The 17,545-nt window shown below is 52.3% G+C and carries 13 protein-coding genes; 4 read left to right on the top strand and 9 right to left on the bottom strand.

What is annotated here, in order from left to right; all coding sequences use genetic code 11:
* Positions 1–4: 4 nt before the first annotated feature.
* The 3 genes from cyoA to HZZ01_RS09720 form a co-directional block, all read right to left on the bottom strand.
* Positions 5–931, bottom strand: coding sequence for a cytochrome o ubiquinol oxidase subunit II (cyoA, locus tag HZZ01_RS09730; RefSeq protein ID WP_179896785.1), 927 nt, complete (start codon positions 929–931; stop codon positions 5–7).
* 444 nt (positions 932–1,375) lie between these two features.
* A complete protein-coding gene (gene ampG, locus HZZ01_RS09725; protein WP_179896783.1) occupies positions 1,376–2,866 on the bottom strand; it encodes a muropeptide MFS transporter AmpG in 1,491 nt (496 codons plus the stop codon).
* Between the two features lie 57 nt (positions 2,867–2,923).
* Positions 2,924–3,502 carry a lipoprotein gene (locus HZZ01_RS09720; protein ID WP_179896781.1) on the bottom strand — a complete coding sequence of 193 codons (579 nt, stop codon included), beginning with the start codon at positions 3,500–3,502 and terminating at the stop codon, positions 2,924–2,926.
* 286 nt (positions 3,503–3,788) lie between these two features.
* On the opposite strand from HZZ01_RS09720, the gene bolA reads away from it, so the two are divergent.
* Both bolA and HZZ01_RS09710 read left to right on the top strand, forming a co-directional pair.
* Complete coding sequence (gene bolA, locus HZZ01_RS09715) at positions 3,789–4,103, top strand: transcriptional regulator BolA (RefSeq protein ID WP_008924895.1); 315 nt, start codon at positions 3,789–3,791, stop codon at positions 4,101–4,103.
* A gap of 607 nt (positions 4,104–4,710) precedes the next feature.
* Positions 4,711–6,552, top strand: coding sequence for a TonB-dependent copper receptor (locus HZZ01_RS09710; RefSeq protein WP_255434157.1), 1,842 nt, complete (start codon positions 4,711–4,713; stop codon positions 6,550–6,552).
* A gap of 225 nt (positions 6,553–6,777) precedes the next feature.
* Here the strand turns inward: HZZ01_RS09710 and HZZ01_RS09705 are convergent, their stop codons facing one another.
* The 3 genes from HZZ01_RS09705 to HZZ01_RS09695 form a co-directional block, all read right to left on the bottom strand.
* Positions 6,778–7,464 (bottom strand): response regulator transcription factor, encoded by a 687-nt coding sequence (locus tag HZZ01_RS09705; protein ID WP_179896778.1) that lies wholly within the window; start codon positions 7,462–7,464, stop codon positions 6,778–6,780.
* Between the two features lie 83 nt (positions 7,465–7,547).
* The gene (locus tag HZZ01_RS09700) at positions 7,548–10,901 is read right to left on the bottom strand and encodes an ATP-binding protein (protein ID WP_179896776.1); all 3,354 of its coding nucleotides are present in this window, start codon (positions 10,899–10,901) and stop codon (positions 7,548–7,550) included.
* A gap of 1 nt (position 10,902) precedes the next feature.
* The gene (locus tag HZZ01_RS09695; protein ID WP_179896774.1) at positions 10,903–11,499 is read right to left on the bottom strand and encodes a response regulator transcription factor; all 597 of its coding nucleotides are present in this window, start codon (positions 11,497–11,499) and stop codon (positions 10,903–10,905) included.
* 667 nt (positions 11,500–12,166) lie between these two features.
* Between HZZ01_RS09695 and HZZ01_RS09690 the strand changes: the two genes are divergently transcribed.
* Positions 12,167–12,694, top strand: coding sequence for a cytochrome b (locus tag HZZ01_RS09690; protein WP_179896772.1), 528 nt, complete (start codon positions 12,167–12,169; stop codon positions 12,692–12,694).
* A 12-nt stretch (positions 12,695–12,706) separates the two neighbouring features.
* On the opposite strand, the gene HZZ01_RS09685 is transcribed toward HZZ01_RS09690, so the two are convergent.
* A complete protein-coding gene (locus tag HZZ01_RS09685) occupies positions 12,707–13,960 on the bottom strand; it encodes an MASE1 domain-containing protein (protein WP_179896769.1) in 1,254 nt (417 codons plus the stop codon).
* Positions 13,961–14,091: 131 nt separating this feature from the next.
* Between HZZ01_RS09685 and HZZ01_RS09680 the strand changes: the two genes are divergently transcribed.
* Positions 14,092–14,829 (top strand): A24 family peptidase, encoded by a 738-nt coding sequence (locus tag HZZ01_RS09680; RefSeq protein WP_179896767.1) that lies wholly within the window; start codon positions 14,092–14,094, stop codon positions 14,827–14,829.
* A 97-nt stretch (positions 14,830–14,926) separates the two neighbouring features.
* Here HZZ01_RS09680 and HZZ01_RS09675 read toward each other — a convergent pair whose 3' ends face one another.
* Both HZZ01_RS09675 and HZZ01_RS09670 read right to left on the bottom strand, forming a co-directional pair.
* Positions 14,927–16,819, bottom strand: coding sequence for a lytic polysaccharide monooxygenase (locus HZZ01_RS09675; protein WP_179896765.1), 1,893 nt, complete (start codon positions 16,817–16,819; stop codon positions 14,927–14,929).
* A 237-nt stretch (positions 16,820–17,056) separates the two neighbouring features.
* Positions 17,057–17,545, bottom strand: a complete 489-nt coding sequence (locus HZZ01_RS09670) for a type II secretion system protein (RefSeq protein ID WP_179896763.1) — start codon at positions 17,543–17,545, stop codon at positions 17,057–17,059.

Raw genomic sequence — 17,545 nt, 5'->3', positions numbered from 1 at the left:
CGTATTATTCCTCGGCTCCCGCGGAAGCGGCGTGACTCATGTCCATACCTTCATGCTGTGGCATGTCCATTTTCCCGTGGCTCATCTTGAACTTGTCGATGACTTGCATGAACAGTTTCGGATCAGCTGAAGAGAAATATTCCACCGGGTGATTTTCGCTTGGCACAGCCACTTTCTCGAAATCATCCATAGTAGTCAGCGTGTTAGGGGCTGCTTTAACTTTAGCCACCCACTGCTGGAATTCCGCATCGTCTTTAGTTGCAATGGCTTTAAACTTCATGCCAGAGAAACCACGACCACTGAAGTTCGCAGAGATACCGTCGAAAGTTCCCGGCTCATTCGCAATCAGATGCAGTTTGGTCTGCATACCAGCCATCGCATAGATCTGGCTGCCGAGCGTTGGGATGAAGAAAGAGTTCATGACGGAGTTAGACGTAATTTTGAAGTTCACCGGAGTATTTGCCGGGAAGGCAATCTGGTTCACAGTCGCAATACCCTGCTCCGGGTAAATGAACAACCATTTCCAGTCCAGTGCAACCACATCGATCTCAACCGGTTTCACATCAGATTGCAGCGGTTTGCTGGGCTCCAGTGCGTGGGTCGATTTCCAGGTCAGTACGCTAAGGAAGAGAATGATCAGGATCGGAATGGTCCAGACCACGGCTTCCACTTTGTTAGAGTGTGACCAGTTAGGGCTGTACTTCGCATTCGTGTTGGACGCCCGGTACTTCCAGGCAAACACCACGGCCATCAGGACTGCGGGAATCACGACGATCAACATCAGGCCAAAGGCAGTCAGTATCAGCGAACGTTGCTCCAGTGCAATCTGTCCTTTGGGATTTAACAATGCACTATCACAGCCACTCATTAATAAAGTGCCTGCAATTAATGACAAAATCCCCAAACTTTTATTGTATTTACTGAGTCTCATTTAACGACCTCAATGACAAAGGGCTCTATTGTCGTTTAAGTGTGCGCGCATTTTACGGGAAGGTTTATGCAGTGTAAACCAGCTTAAGGATGTGTCAGATACGTGTTGACACCTTTTGCTAAGGGTGTCACAGATGTTGCGCCAGGTGACAAAAAATTAACGCAGACAAGCAGTTGCCACCAATATAACAAAAATCAATGGAAGTAACCGTAAAAAAATCAGGGAAAGGAATAACCCGTACTTTTAATCCCCAATTATTTAACAAGTCCGTATCATTTGTGCGATGAAATTTAAACAAAGTAATTGCTCACCGGTTTTTAGTATTTCCGCTACGCCTCCTCAGGTCATATTGTTATTTTTTAAAAATAACACGCGATGATAAATGACGGCGACTTATCCACTGCTTAAAAAATAAGTCGCAGCGCGTTAACCTATCGATTTCGCTTAAGCGTCTGATGCGGGCAACACCGGCGTTTTCTTCAGCGCCCGGTAGTCCAGCAACACCCCGGCAAGCACCGCCAGTAGCGAGAGGGCCATGCCCAGCTCAAACAGGCGGGTAAGCAGCGGTGCCAGCGCAGTCAGCCCCAGTGCATTCAGTGCCAGCGCAACAAGCCACAGAGCCAGCACGCCGCATCCGGTTGCAAACAGACGATTAGTCCAGCGATAACCATGAGGATAGTAGCTTCGTGTGAGGAAATTGCCACTTTGCTCGACCTGATTAAGCGTTTGACGGCAAAAAGCCAGCAGCACCAGGCCCGGCAGGCCTGCTACCACTGTGAAAGCATAAAAGGTCGGCCAGCCCCAGAGTTCTACCAGCCAGCCCGCCGCCGGGCCAACATAGACCCGGCCAACGGCTGACAGTGCCGACAGCAGGGCGAACTGGGTGGCTGAGAATGATTTGTTGCAGAGTGTCATTAACAGCGCCACAAAGGCTGCGGTGCCCATGCCGCCGCAGAGGTTTTCCACAAAGACCGCGCTGGCCATGCTCCACAACTGTTTGTCTGTCACTGCCAGCAGCCAGTAACCAAAGTTCGAGACCGCCTGCAGCACGCCGAAAATCATCAGCGCCCTGAACAGACTCAGGCGCTGCATCAGCACGCCGCCATAGAGCGCCCCGATAATGGTTGCCAGCAGGCCCAGCGTCTTATTAACCAGGCCGACATCGCCTGCATTGAAACCCACGCCGCGAATCAGAAAGGTAGTAGTCAGCGAGGCAGCAAAGGCATCGCCCAGCTTGTAAAGGATAATCAGGGTAATCAGCAGCCAGGCGTTGTTGCGCTGAAAGAAATCTTTTAGCGGATCGACCACCGCCTGACGCAGCGAATGAGGAGTGGAGATACGCGTGTCCGGCTCGTTTGCCATCAGCGTCGCGATAATGCCTGGCACCATCATCAATGCCATCAGCCAGTAGGTTGCCTGCCAGCCCAGATAGCGGTCAGCCAGCCACAACGCCAGCCCGCCGGAAATGAGCATCGCCAGTCGATAACCCAGCACGGTGATTGCCGCACCGCTGCCACGCTCTTCAGGCGGCAGGATATCCGTTTTCCAGGCATCAAAGACGATATCCTGCGAGGCAGAGCAGAAGGCAATCAGCACCGCCAGCGCGGCCATCAGGGTCAGATCGCGCCCGGGTTGCAGAAATCCCATCGCGAAGATTCCGCCCACCAGCGCCAGCTGACTGAGCAGCAACCAACCGCGACGCCGTCCCAGAAAAGGTGGCGTATAGCGGTCCATCATCGGCGACCAGAGAAATTTAAAGACGTAAGCCTGGCCGACCAGCGAAAAGAAGCCGATAGTTTTCAGATCGACATTTTCCACTGTCATCCACGCCTGCAACGTGCCCGATGTCAGTGCCAGCGGTAATCCGGAAGCAAAACCGAGGAGCAGTAAGACGGCGGCGTTTTTCTGGCTGAAGAGGCGAAGGTAGTGGTTCATGCGGATCCTGCAGATAACAAAAAGCCCTGCACGAGGCAGGGCAGAGAAGAGAGGATATTAACGGGCGTTCTGTTTGATGAAGTCGTTCACGCTCGTGTCCTGCGCCATGTCCGCGATTACATCGCTCATGGTGGCGTTCACCGCGTTGGTAATCTTCTGGTTATTGGCGTTGAACGCGCCTTCTACGCTGTAAGTCTGGCGGTAGTTTTTAACCTGTTTGTTGCCGTTTTTCGCTGTCGCGATGATAGAAATGTCGGCTTTTGTGGTGATGCTGTAGCGCACATTGCCCTGTGTCACGTCGGCATAGAGGTTGTTAACCACAATCTGCAGATCAACCGCGCCATTAGGACCCACCATATAGCCACGTGCGGTCATCTGCTTCTCCAGCACTTCCTGCAGCAGGAAACGCAGATCGCGCGATGGCGTCAGGGTCACTAACTGACCATCACGGTTTACTTTTGCCAGCGCCTGATCTTTACGCTGGTCGGCACCGTTGATGCTGACGGTCACGCCCATCAGGCCTGGATCCTGCTGTGGCAACTGAATTTTAGGCTGGATGGTAAGGGTATTCGTGCTGGTTGCACAGCCGGCTAAAATGAACGCAGCCAACAGTGGGAATAACAGTTTTTTCAACATACTTTTTCTCGTTGGTGTCAGGGGGTTGGTTTGCAAAAACTGCGGCCATCATAGCATTGCCCGGCAGTGAAAAAAGCCCTGTTGCCGGGGAAATTGTGTCTGAAACCGTTTTAAGCCTCTTCTCTGACAGGCTGGTTTGATGTTGGTTTCAGCTGCGTTATTATGCGCGCCAGAGGCGGGCTGACATAAAATGCAATATTTAGCGTCCGCTGACAGGTAAGCGCACTAAAAGCGACTAAGATTGAATGAGATGGGGCACCGCGCTCGCCATTGAGGAGTAATAGCCATGATCCGCGAACAAATAGAAGAAAAGCTGCGTGTGGCGTTTCAGCCAGCTCATCTGGAAGTACATGACGAGAGCTACCGGCACAACGTGCCTGCCGGATCCGAAAGTCACTTCAAAGTGGTGATTGTCAGCGACTGCTTTGCGGGCCAGCGTTTTCTGGCGCGTCACCGCCTGATTTATGGCGAACTGGCGGCAGAACTCGCGGGCAGTGTTCATGCTTTAGCCCTGCATACGTACACCCTGAAAGAGTGGGAAGGGTTGCAGGATACCGTACTGGCTTCGCCTAACTGCCGCGGTGCCGGAACACTCGCCTGAACTGCCTTCTGTGAAACGGCCTGCGGGCCGTTTTATTCGATTGCGGCGTGACGTGACATTAAAAACGCGTAAGCAGTGAAGGCGCAATAAATAGGTCTTTACCTGCACATGACATCTATTAAAATAAGAGGGAATAAAGCGGAGTTCGCTATCGGTAACAACCTATATATATTCCGATTAATCAAAAAACGCACTCTTCAGCCCTCAGGTTTTTTGTTCAGCGGCTGACCAGGTTATGTTGCTTTTTTATGCCTCTGCCGATGTTAATTCACTCTGATAATGGGTCTTACTCTATTTATCTCTGGCGTGGTAAGACCTCTCTGTATTTAAGTCTCTCCTTATAGTAGAAACCGTACGGCTTATTTATAATAAATTCCTTACTCAGTCAGAGATATTTCTCTTTCAGGAAAAGCGTATTCCCAGGTGACTGGCGTATATTCTTTTCACTCTATCAACAACAATAGTGGACTTAATTTCATCCTGATTACAACGGAATATAATTATGTCTACGACCCCTTTGCATAATAAGTGCACCAGGGTAACGCTGCGCCCGCTGATATTGGCTCTCTCATGTGCTGCAGCATGTCCGGCAGCGGCAGAGCAGGTAATGACCGTAACCGCCCCGGTAAATAATCCGGGCCATCTGGTGACCTCTACGCAAACGCCGCGCCAGCCTGTTCCGGCCAGTGATGGTGCAGATTTACTGAAAACAATCCCGGGCTTCTCGATACTGCGTAGCGGGGGCAGCAATGGCGATCCTGTATTGCGCGGCATGTTCGGTTCCCGGCTGAATATCCTGAGCGATGGTGCCAGTACGCAGGGGGGGTGTGGCTCCAGAATGGATACCCCGACTGCCTACATCACCCCCAAAAGTTACGACACGCTGACGGTTGTCAAAGGGCCACAAAGCGTTACCCACGGGCCGATGGCCTCGGCGGGCACCCTGCTGTTTGAGCGTCAGCCCGAACTGTTCAGCGAGCCGGGGATTAAAGGCTCGGTTAGCCTTCTTCAGGGGGCGAATGGTCGCTCAGATCAAAACGTCAATACTGTGTTGGGTAATCGTTCGGGCTATATCCGTTTAGACGGCAACCGTTCGGAAGCGGAGGATTACCGGGATGGCGACAGCAATCGGGTGCCAGGCAAGTGGCGTAAATGGAACAGCGGCGTCACTCTGGGGCTGACGCCGGATGACGATACGCTGGCGGAACTGAGCATGGGGGCCAGTGACGGCGAAGCCCGCTATGCGGGACGCATGATGGACGGCAGCCGTTTTGCGCGCAAAAGTGCCGCATTGAAGCTGGAAAAATATGCGTTAAGCGATCGTCTGAGAAAAGTCAGCTGGCAAAGTTACTACAACGACACCGACCACATCATGGACAACTACAGTCTGCGCCAGACCGCTGGGCCAAAACGCAAAAGTGAAGTCGGTGGGGTTACGATGGGAACCCGGCTGAGTACTGTCTGGGAGTCTGACGCTAATCAGCTGACGACCGGCACCGACATGATGCGTAAGACTCACCGTAGAAAGAATGCGGCAGGCTGGCGCGATGACGCGCAGTTCATTCAGGCAGGCATTTTCAGTGAGCTCAAGACTGAATTAAACAGCGACAATAAGTTCATCACCGGCGCACGTCTGGATCATGTCAGGGTTGACGACAAGCGCTCACCAGATTTCGCATCACGCAGTGACGTACTGCCCGGTGCCTTTATGCGCGTTGAGCATACGCTGCCGGATGCCCCGCTTACACTCTACAGTGGCGTAGGTTATACCGAGCGTTTCCCGGACTACTGGGAATTTTTTTCCGGCAAAGCCGGACAGGCCAGTTTCAAAACACTGAAAAGCGAAAAAACGCTCCAGTGGGATAATGGTCTGAGCTTTAATGGCGAGAACGTCAGCGCGTGGCTCTCCGCTTATGTGGGACGGATTTCCGACTATATCCTGTTCGATTACAGCCAGACGCCGTCGCAGGCAAGCAACACCAACGCTGTCATTATGGGAGGGGAAACCGGAGCGCGCTGGAAGATTGCACCGAACTGGTTGCTGGAAAGTAGCCTTAATTACGCCTGGGGAGAAAATCGCTCCGACAGCCAGCCGCTGCCGCAGATGCCGCCACTGGAAGGGCGCGTCATGCTTAATTACTATCAGGAAGACTGGAGCACAGGCGTGATGTGGCGAGCCGTCGCTCCTCAGCATCGCACCGCTAACCAAAAAGGAAACGTAACCGGGCAGGACCTGAGCAGCAGCGCAGGGTTTGGTACCCTGGCCTGGAGTGCAGATTATACGTTCAGTCAGCAGCTAAAGATGAGTGCGGGTATTGATAACCTGCTGAACAAAGCTTACAGCGAACACCTTAATATGGCTGGTGTCAGCGAATTCGGTTATTCCACTCATCAGCAGATCACTGAACCCGGTCGCACGTGGTGGCTGGAAATGGAATATGTTTTCTAGGTGGCGACAGGCAATGCTGATGCTTTAATTTATCCGGACGTGATCTGGGGAGGTGTTTTCCGCGCCGCCTGCGCCAGGAGCGTTTGATGATCTCCCCCGATCAACGCAGGGCAAATAATATAGCAGCCGTTCCTCAGTGCAAAAATGATTCTGCCATGCGGCTGTCTCTTAAGGGTAAATAAGTGTCGTCCGGTCACGCCATAAGAGAATTATTAATAGTGAGGTTCAAATAGCAATATCGAACGCCTGCGTTTTTGCCAGCACACAATAGAGCTGGCAATCGTTACTGACGTTGAGTTTCTCCATGGCTCTCAGCTTATGGGCGCTGACGGTCTTATTACTCAGGTTCATCTGCTGAGCGATCTGGGTCAGATTAAGCCCCTGACACATCATACGCAGCACGTCAATTTCGCGCGGAGATAGCTCCCTGCTGGCTTGATTATTGTTCTGAAAAAGGGCGTTCATGAGTTCGCGTTCAATGTAAACCTCATCGTTGATGACTGAACTCAGCGTCCGGCTCAGCGTTTTCTCGCAGGTATCCCGGCTGATATAGGCTTTTGCCCCAGCTTCCAGCGTCATACGGATGAGCTGGGTATTTTTATAAGGAGAAAGGACGATCATTTTTAACTTTGGATACTTGCGGTTGAGCCACTTAATCAGCAGCACGCCATCCATGCCACTAATGGGATTTGGGCCTGGAGTGGTAGCCAGCGAGAAGCCAAGAAAAAGAATATCAACCGTCTGTTCAGTCAGCAGTGACATGAGGCCGGAAGGCGAGGCTGTATCCCCTGTGACTTTAATTTCGGGGCGGGAAAAGCTGTCACTGGGCAGAGCCGGCGCATTCATAATCATCGACATAACGCCGCGACGAATAATCGTATGCTCATGGGCGATAGCAATATTGATACTCATAGTGGTTTCTCCGAAATGATGATGGCGCTCTGGATGACGTCACCTGATGTGAAGAAATATACTGATCCCACAGAGAGTATTCTTTAGTACTTGTCAGATAATTCCGCTTGCGCGCTGTCCAGGCGTAGCAGGCTCTCTTGCATTAATGCCACGAAACGTTCTGCGAGCGGTGAAAGCTGTAACTCATCGACAAGACCCGCCCGGAGGAGTTCAGGGAGAGCCTCCATTGCCTGGCAGAAACGGGTTGCTTCTCGCATGGAAAGCAAGCTCCATGATGCCTTGAGACGGTGCGCCAGCTTACTCAGCGCTTCGGCCGAGTGGCTGGAACACCGGAGCTGCCGCAGGTCCTGCTCAAGCGCTTCCCGCATCTGATCGCGCATCAGGGTAATCACATCATGTTGTCCCTCTGCAAGTTGATAAAGCCCTGTAAGATCACAGGTCTCGACGAGGGGACTGGCATGCTGCGCCAGTGCCTGCTGCAGTTCATCCAGGGTGAGAGGTTTACGCAACAGACCGTCCATGCCGGCATGGCGTGCCCTGTCATTCTCTTCCAGCAGCGCATTGGCCGTGCAGCCAAGCAGGATAGCCGGTGCAGGGGCCAACCCCGCGATATCTCTTACCAGCAGCAATGTTGCGAGTTGATAGCCATCTATTTCTGGCATCTGGCAGTCAGTAATCAGTACCTCTACCGGATCGGTAGCCAGCCGGGCAAGGGCATCGCGGGCATTGGTACAGCCAATCACTTCCTGTCCCAGTTTTTCCAGCTGCAGTCTCAGCACGGTTAAGTTAGCGGGGAAATCATCGACAATCATGATGCGGCGGCGCGGAAGCGGTGCGAACGCTGATTCGGTGATGACTCTGGTCTGTTCATCGACAGGCTGCAGAGGCAACGAAACCGTCACTTCAGTGCCCTGAGCTGGCACACTACTCAGGGTGAGTTTACCGGCCATCAGCTCAATTAACTGATAGCAAATCGCAAGCCCAAGTCCGCTGCTTTGCGGCATGGCAGAGTCACACTGGAACCACGGCGTACCGATTGATGGCATGGCATCTGGCGGGATGCCTATTCCGGTATCCGTGATACGTAATTCAAGTTTTTGACCCTCAAGCCTGGCGCTAAACGTCACCTTTCCCTCAGGGGTATATTTGATGGCGTTACTGAGCAGGTTAGCAATTACCTGGCTAAGCCGGGACTTATCAATATGAAACAGTTGATGGCGCGGAACATCCAGCGCGGCCTCCCACTGCAGCATTTTAGCTGAGGCGCTATGAGCGAAGATCTCCTCGTTGGTATGGAGGAGTTGCCAGAGAGAGTGTTGCGCCAGTTCCAGTCGCAACTCTCCCGCTTCGATGCGAGAGAGATCAAGAATATCGCCAATCACGTCACGCAATGAGCCTGCGCTCTGCCATGCCACCATGAGGCTATTACTACGCTCTTTTTCCAGCTCCAGCAGCCCAAGCAGGGCATTGAGCGGTGTGCGGATGTCATGGCTCATACGGGCGAGAAAGTTTGATTTTTCCAGGCTTGCGCGTTCGGCCTGACTAAGGGCAAGATTCAGCGCGGCGGTCAGTTCGGCTTTTTCACTGATATCAACCCAACCGCCAATAATGCCCTGAGGTCGTCCAACATTATCGGTATAGCTGCACAACCACCAATAGAGTGTGGCGCCAGCCTGAGCGATACGCGTTTCTCCAGTCAGGGGATCGGGTGCGTTAAGTAGCATCAGGCGTCTGGGGAGAGCGAATTGCTCTGCGAGTTCACCCAGCGGCAGGTTGACAAAAAGACTGCCTTCTTCCGGCTCGTTCGCCAAAAGCGGGGAGTTTACAAACGCGTCGTTATAGCGAGTCAGGCGACCAGAGGGATCGCAGACAAACAGCGGCACCGGGACATTGTTCATGAGTGTTTGCCACAAGGACAGGGCATTATGCAATGCGAAAGTATCCTGTTCCCGCTGACTGCGCCGGCGTTGTGCAATCTTCCAGATGACCAGCACCAGAATCGCGACACAAAAGAAGATCGCAGCCAGCAATGCAGTCCACAACGTGCGGTTTAAAGAAGGTTGCTGTTTGTTAAGGACAGCCAGCGGCCTGGCCCGCTCGCGAAAGACGCTGGCGCGGGTTACGGATGCCAGTATGGCGTTGACCCGTTCTTCTTTAACCGGGTCTGAACTCTCTGCGATAAACCATAACGGCGTACCCGGCAGATCGAGCGGCATAAGCTGCAGTGAGGTATCTTCACGTTGCCGCAGAGCATAGTTCAGCGCATAAGCATCTCCCGCCAGTCCGTTGGCTCCTCCCGCATTCATTAATTCAAACCCCTGAGAAAGCGTCTTCACCCGTACAAGGTTTTCCGACGGTAGCTTATGTCGCAATAGAGGAAGGAGAGGGGAATCCTGGAGCACCGCGATGCGCCGATGTTTCAGCCCGGGCAAAACGGCAGGCAGCGCATGCTGAATGGGGCTGACCAGACCCCAGGCGAGTTCGTCAAAATGAATCGCGTCTGGCGCTGGCGACGTCTGGCTGGCCACGATCTTTATGCGAACGTGCTCACTCTGCATAAGCGGGGGGAGTGATGCCGGGTTCATCCCAAACGTAAGGCTGAAGTGGGTGGTGGGGAACAATTTCGAAATGAGATCGTACCAGACGCCGCGAATCTGCCCATCGGCCGAAAGCTGTACAAACGGGGCGGGAGACAAGGGAAGGACCACCTGTAGCATCAGGCGAGGGGCCTTTTCGCTGGCTGGCGAGTTTCTTGCACTGAATACGGTGCCGTTCGGGAGGAACCATTTTTCCTCAAGCCAGTGCGCATCTTCAGGAGCCATGGTCCGAATATGCGCATTGATCTCTTCCAGCGCATCGGTGCGATCGGACATTGCCCAGGCATAAAAATGCAGTGCGGGCAGCCCCTCCTCTGTATCAAGTGACAACGTGGTTGCTGGCGCGTGAGCCATCCAGCTGCGCAGAATAAATTCCGGAGCGATAAAGCGGCTGGCTTCGCCACGAACCAGTCGCTGAATATTCTCTTCCGTTGAGGCGGTAGTCGCTGACACCGAGCAGGATGCTGTGATGTTAACCGGAAGGTTGTGAAAGCACAGAGTGCCACCGGTACTATTTTGCAGCGTCACAGAAGCCAGAGAAAAAGTGACAATAGGGTCACTGGCTTGCAAAGCGCTCTCTGGCGGCTGGCTGGCAATGACGACATCAACGATGCCCTGTTTCAGTGCTTTCACACTCTCATCCGCAGAGACAAAACGGTGAACCTCCGGCCTGGGGTTATGAATGAACAAAATTTCAAGTTCATCATCCAGCAGACTGCTGGCTTTATTTTGCGAGACGAACGGGGGCGCAATAATCAAACCGATCTTCAGCTCAGCCGTCGCGGATGGCGTGTTGATCAGTATCAGTAGCAGAAGAAGAATCCACGCGCCCTGGCGCATGTTACGTGCCTAGCCCAAGACTCTGAGCAAACTGGAACAACTCAAAGTCGCTTGAGGCGCCGAGCTTGCGCATAGCGCTGATTTTTTGTGTGCTGATGGTTTGCTTAGTGCGCTTAAGCTGACCACTAATCTGGTTCACGGTTAAGCCACGAAGCAGCAGGCGCAGGACTTCAGTTTCTCGCTGTGTAAGATGAACCTCCGTTTTTACGGGAGCCATATGCCCCTGGCTCGTACTGTGTAAACTCTGAATCAGATTTGTCGACAGGCTCGTTTTATTCAGCACGGCGTGAACGCCGCAGCGGCGCAGAGAGGCGAGGAGTTCGGGGTTGGTGATCATTGTGACAACGACCACCATACTTTCCGGATAACGTCGGGTCAGCGTCTGGATCATGGTCAATCCATCCGGGAAGCGCTCGCCGGGCATACTTAAGTCAGTAATGATGATATCCACAGGCGAGTGTGCAAGCTTGTCCATGACCTCGTCAGCGCTCAGCGCTTCATGAACAATATGATAGCGATCATGGCGTGTTTGCAGGAGGGTACGTAACCCTAATAAATAGACGGGGTGATCATCAGCAATCAGGACGGTTTTTTTCATCACATTTCAGTCATGGAAAGGGAATGGGTTCTGAGAGGAAAAACGTCAGCAGGAGCCGGGTTTAACGGCGTATTAAGTAGAGTGTAAATCAAAGTAGATTCCTCTGCACAAGTCGCCTGTTTGCCTGTAACACCAGATAATTTTAAGAAGAATACTATTTCTGCGGCTGAGCGAGAATGGCGCAGAATAAATTAATTCAGTCTCTTTTAGCATTCATTATTTTGGTAATCTCCTGATAAACATGAGATACAAGACATGCGTTGATAATCGACATTCGTCAGGAGCTGTCTGATTGAGTGGCAGGAATGCTAATAAACGGTTAACCGCAAGCTGATTGAGAATTTTCCAGGTTATGCCGCTTAATATCTGATGAACTGTTCAGTTATTCCACTGTTTTATTAAAAATGAATTACATACTCTTAAAAGCTGAATGTTCATTGCACTATTACAAAGCGATTATCGCCAGCGATACAGCCAATAATGTTGCCATTCCGGGACTGCCTTTTACGGCGGCCACGTTTACCGCTTACTGAACGTACATACCGCAGACAGCCATCGGGCACCGGATGCAGCGCTTAACCTGCTTTCTGCTAATTAATTATTAATTAATTTCTGGCTCCGCTGGCAGGTTTTTTTTAGATAACACTGAATTTTATAGGTAAATGTTATGATATCCAGTTCTTTAAATGTTGCGCGCTATGATCGCTTCACGCGCATTCTTCATTGGGTTGTGGCGGTGATCATCATTTATGCGATGTGCGTGGGATATATTCTGCATGCGCTGGAAGGAACAAGATGGTTTTACTTCTTCTCAGAATTAAATATGTCGCTGGCCACTATTGCTACGCCTGTCATGCTGGTGCGTTTTATCTGGCGTTTTTTCCGTCCGTCGATCGAACGGCCTGCAGGTATATCCTTGCGTAAAAAGCAGATGGTGGCTTTGGTGCACGAGGTGTTTTATCTGACCATTTTTGCCGTGCTGGTGAGCGGTTTTCTGATGCTGCATAAGGATTATCACCTTTTTGGTCTTCTGCATGTCACGCGTCCTGTAGACGTTCCGGTTATCAATCAGTTCTTTTTCACGGCTCATCGCTATAGCTGCATGGTGTTAGGCATCATTCTGGTGATGCACGTAGCCGCCGTACTGAAATATACCGTTACCGGTAAGCCGGAGATCCTGCGGCGTATGTTGTAAGCCCCCGGCTTATTACGGGCGATCATGAAAGGGATTGAACGTGCTTATCCCGCCGGTGAGTGAAGGGTCGCCGGGAAGTCGCATCATGGTCAACAGGCAGCACGACTGTTGCCCATTGAGTCGTTGTATCGTCAGCCTTTTTTCGAACAGCGGTTCTTCACCGCGGGTGTACCAGTCAAGAAATGCTGGGATAAAGGGTGCATCGCAATGGGCCTCAAGCAGATCGAGAGTACTGATGCTCTGATGTTCACCGGGGAAAAACGTCTCAGTATTACCCTGCCAGTGCAGCGTACGTTGTGGCACATCCAGCCGGAAAAAAAGACTGCTGCCGGTAAGCGCAAAGCGGGAAAGTAGCGTCTCCGTGTTTTTCGCCTGCTGCAGCTGCAGCTGTGTCCGGCGCTGATACTGGTGCAGGCAACCAGCAAGTATCGACGAAAAGACGAGGTAACAGTAAGCCTGCCATATCGCAGGCAGTCGCACTGGCATCAACTCAAAAAAGATCCCCTTACTCTTATGGGTAGCCAGTACCACGATCAGGTATTGCACTAACAGTAACAGGCCTATGCCGCGTCCTGACAGCATGAACACACTTAACAGCAACAGCATAAGCTGTAAAAAGAGCAGGTTAAGCCCCTGTTGCAGAGGCTCAAGCGGAGAGAAAAACAGCCCAAGCTGCAGTAGCGTATTCGCACCAATCACTATCCATGTCTGAACATTCCCCACCGACTGCCGAAGTGAGAGGGGAGACTCATCCTGTTCGTGCAGGAAGGGGAGTATGGCCAATACACCGGTGAGGGTAGAGAGCGACCAGTAGAGTAAATGCTGTGTCGAAATGGGGTATCCGGCCATGAGCAGACAGAGGCTGAGTACCGCGCTACCGCATAAGGTAAACAGGAGAAGCAGCATTACCCATACCAGCTCACGCGCAATGGGGCGATGGCTCAGGGGATGCCACAACAGGGGAGCGCTGTAACGAAAAACGAGTATGGTCAGGGGGTAGACAGTGATTTCGAACAGGGTGAACAGGCTGGCAAGTGCCAGTGAGTGACCAATCCAGATGTCGATAAAAAGATGCAGGAACGCGGTTGTGACAAGCCACACCGGCCAGTCACGAACAGAGGTTAACCAAAGGACAGCAAACAGCAGCGAGGCGGGGAACCAGCAGGTTGTAGAAAAACTCCAGGCGTCCTGGCTGCGCAGGCTTAACAGCGCCAGCAGGCTATAGAGGCCTGAAAAAAGCACCCAGCTAAAGATAGTGCGGGTCATTGATGTTTTGCCCCTGCCGTTATCATATCGTTCATTAAATCGAGCAATATTCTTAGGATACCCGGCTTCTCGCGGTTGTGGTCTGCAAATGCGATTTAACCATTCCAGAATGGTGCGTAAAAAAGGATTCTATGCAAATTATTTTCTTTATTTTAACCGGTGCCATATTTGGCAGCTTCAGTAACGTTATTATTTACCGTCTTCCGCGAATACTTAACGGTGAGGCGATGTCATTATCCTGGCCTGGCTCACATTGCCCGGGCTGTAAACAACCGGTAAAGGTTTATCACAATATTCCGCTGCTGGGCTGGTTGTTGCTGCGTGGCCGCTGTGCCGGATGCGGGCAGGCCATTTCACTGCGCTACCCTCTGGTTGAGGCCGTGATGGCAATTTTATACGGCACGATCATCTGGCAGCAAGGCGTGACGCCGCAAAGCATTGTCGACCTCTTTGTGGTTACGCTGCTGGTGCCGCTTTTCTTTATTGATTTGCAGACCATGCTGCTGCCGGACAGGCTCACACTGCCGTTGCTTGTTGTTGCCCTGTTGTTTGCGGCCAGCGGATACGGCGCCGTGACACTTCCCCAGGCGCTTATTGCGGCCGGTCTGGGATTTGGTATCCCCTGGCTGCTCTCTCTGTTATTCCGTCTGTTGCGCGGGCATGAGGGGATGGGGCGAGGAGATATGAAGTTACTGGCGGGATTAGGTGCGTGGGTGGGTCCCCTGCCGCTGCTGGACATTGTGACGGCTTCAAGCTTACTGGCTCTGCTGTCAGGCGTGGTTTTACTGCGGGTGAAACCCGGTTTACCCTTTCCCTTTGGGCCTTACCCTGTTATCGCGGCAATGGGCTGGTTGCTGATAGTACGCTGAAATATCAAATAAAAAAGACACCGGCAGCGCACTGTCGGTGTCAAACGAGGGCATTAAAATATTATGTTCCGCCCGTCACGCGGGCGGTTTTATTTGTTTATTGCTGTATCCATGCAGGGGCTGTGCCTGGCGCATTGTTCTGAGCAATCCACTGACTGGCTCTCCAGGTTTTGCCAGCATGGGTAACCAGGTTACCGCTTTCGTAAACCATCGTAGACATCCACGCGACCGGTTTAGCATTCTCGTACAATTTCCAGTCGCTGCCTTTGCCCGGTTCAGACCTCGTCCAGTTACGGGCAATGTAGTTAATGCCCTTCCAGCTTACTGTGTTTCCGGCGGTGTATGTGTTGCCGGAAACCCAGGTCGCATAGCCGCTGGTAGCTGGCTCTTCTTTTGCGGTGACTTTCAGGTTAGTGGTTCCGGTCGCGGTGCGCTGGCCGTTATCCAGCTCAGCGGTCACTTTTACCTTATAATCGCCTGCCTGCAGACCGGTAATGACATTACCATTCTGATCGATACCGGAGACTTCGCGGCCATCTTTGAGCAGCGACCATCGGTAGCTCACGCGACCCTGATCGTAATCAAAGTTGGCTTTTGCCGTGAACTTTCCGCCTTTATCCGAAGCGATGTTCGTCGGGCCGGCTGGAGAGACGTCTGGTGCAATGACATTGACTTTCAGCGTGGCTTTACCTGCATGGCCATTGGCGCTGGTGCCGATCAGTTCGAAGGTGGCCGTTGCGCCGCCTTTCACGCCACCGGCAACGCTGATCTGCGTTGTTGCCTGATTTGCCGGATTTGCGGTGATCTGTGTATCGCCTGCGACATGCTTCCACTTCCAGCTCACACCGGCTTTGTCGCTGCTACCGGTCACGGCATAGTTGTAAGTGGCACTGGTGGTGGCAACCGGAGAAATAGTGTAGCGGTTAAGTGTAATCACCGGTGTCTGTACATTACTCACAATTTCAATGGCATAACCATAAATGCTATTGCTGACGAAGACCTGGTTGCTCAGCGGAAGCTGTTCGTTAAAGCGAACGGTGCCATCAGGCTGTTTTTGACCAATCTGTAGCTCATTGCTGTGATCGCGATTCAGTAGCTGACCCAGCTCAACAACCCACTGGTTGTTACTGATGTTCTGTGCGGTGATTGGCAGAGTAACGTCAATCAGGTTGTCGCCACGGGTTCCCCCCATCAGGCGAAAACGGACTTTTTCACCCACGGCTGGCTTATGAGCCTGGGTAATGAAGTCGCCTTTTTCCGTCCAGCTGCTCTGGATAGTTTCCTCTTCTTCACCCCCACCAGCCTGCGCTTCTGAGCCGTCACGGGCTTTGATATTCACATCGCTGCAGTTATAGAAACCTTCCCCTACAGGGTCAATTCGCTGCCAGCGGGTAAAAATGATCGCTTTACCCTGGCGGTCTGCCGGAATAGTGACGTTTACAGTATGACGAACGCTGGGATCACCAGCGGCAATATCAAATTTCTTCAGCAGTTCTACGTCATCCCAGCCCAGCGCTTTTTTCGTGATGTCGACATCTTTCTTGTTGATATAAAACTCAATGAAAGACGGCGTGTGTCGCGCGGTATAGTAGTAAGTCATGCCGACCTGACCATGACTGTCAGGCTGGATGGTCGTGGCAGTCCAGTCTGCACGTGGCAGATTAAAGCCCGCGTAGCCCGGGTTACTGCCGCTGCAAAGCATACCATCGCGAACATCAGTCAGAGTGACCGCGTGCGGGGGTTTGGCAAAACCCGTAAAACCATTCCAGTTGACGAACGCATTTGGGCCTGCAGGACTGTTTTCAAGCGCGGCTCTGCAGGCGGCGCTCTTCATCGAGCCCGGGTTCCACATGCCGCCCTGGTTATTGCATTCCCATTGACGGGCTCTGGGATTTTCCATTGCGCCATGGCCAAATGCCGGGCCCGACAGGGCGGATACTGCCAGGCCACCCATCACGACAGCCAGAACTTTTTTCTTTGTAGAAAGCATGATCGCTTACTCCTTATTCAGATTGAAACAAAAATAACGGAGTAACGGTAGCGACCCAGAAGAAAGAAAGGTATGAGATGATCGGGCTGTGCATTAAGTAATTTCTATATATTGACTAATTTGAAGAAAAATATTGTCAAATTGCACAAAACTCTCTGGTCTGATTGATTTTATACGGGGCTGAAGCGGGTGTCCGCGTGCATTGAGCATCGGAATAGCCTGCACGGATGTGTTTATTCACCGCCCGCAGGCTGCAGGCAGAGGAGCCCTGGGATCGGTATCGACCTTAAATGCCCAATCATAATAACTACTGGCCTTTGAAAACGTTTCGGCATCGTGACGGAATCCCGCTTTACGGCGCGGTTTACCGTTGCCCAGGCTGCGTACACCAACCCAGCGTCCCTGAGCGTCGTAAATAGCCCCCCACGTTTTATCGTTTGTTAAGGGATCGACCCAAACCTGACGAAGGTGATAGCGCGGCGCGGGTCCACGTTTGTCGATTAACAGCTGTTCAGCGCGCACGGGAAAACAGCCGTTGCCTGCGGCGCGGTAGGCGGCAATCGCCGTACGATATTGATCACCGCGAAACAGCAGTTCTGCCTCCTGCTGTTCCGTGTGGCGCATCTGTACGTCCTCCTGACTTTTCAGCAGCGATAACGCCAATGCCGACAGGGCAACCAGCAGTAACAGATAGGTGAAACCGCCTTGCCGTTTACTGTAGGGCAT

The organism is Pantoea sp. WMus005 (assembly GCF_013415305.1).
GTDB lineage: Bacteria > Pseudomonadota > Gammaproteobacteria > Enterobacterales > Enterobacteriaceae > Pantoea > Pantoea rara.
Note: the sequence above shows the minus strand (reverse complement) of the source record. Positions and strands in the feature narration are given on the sequence as shown.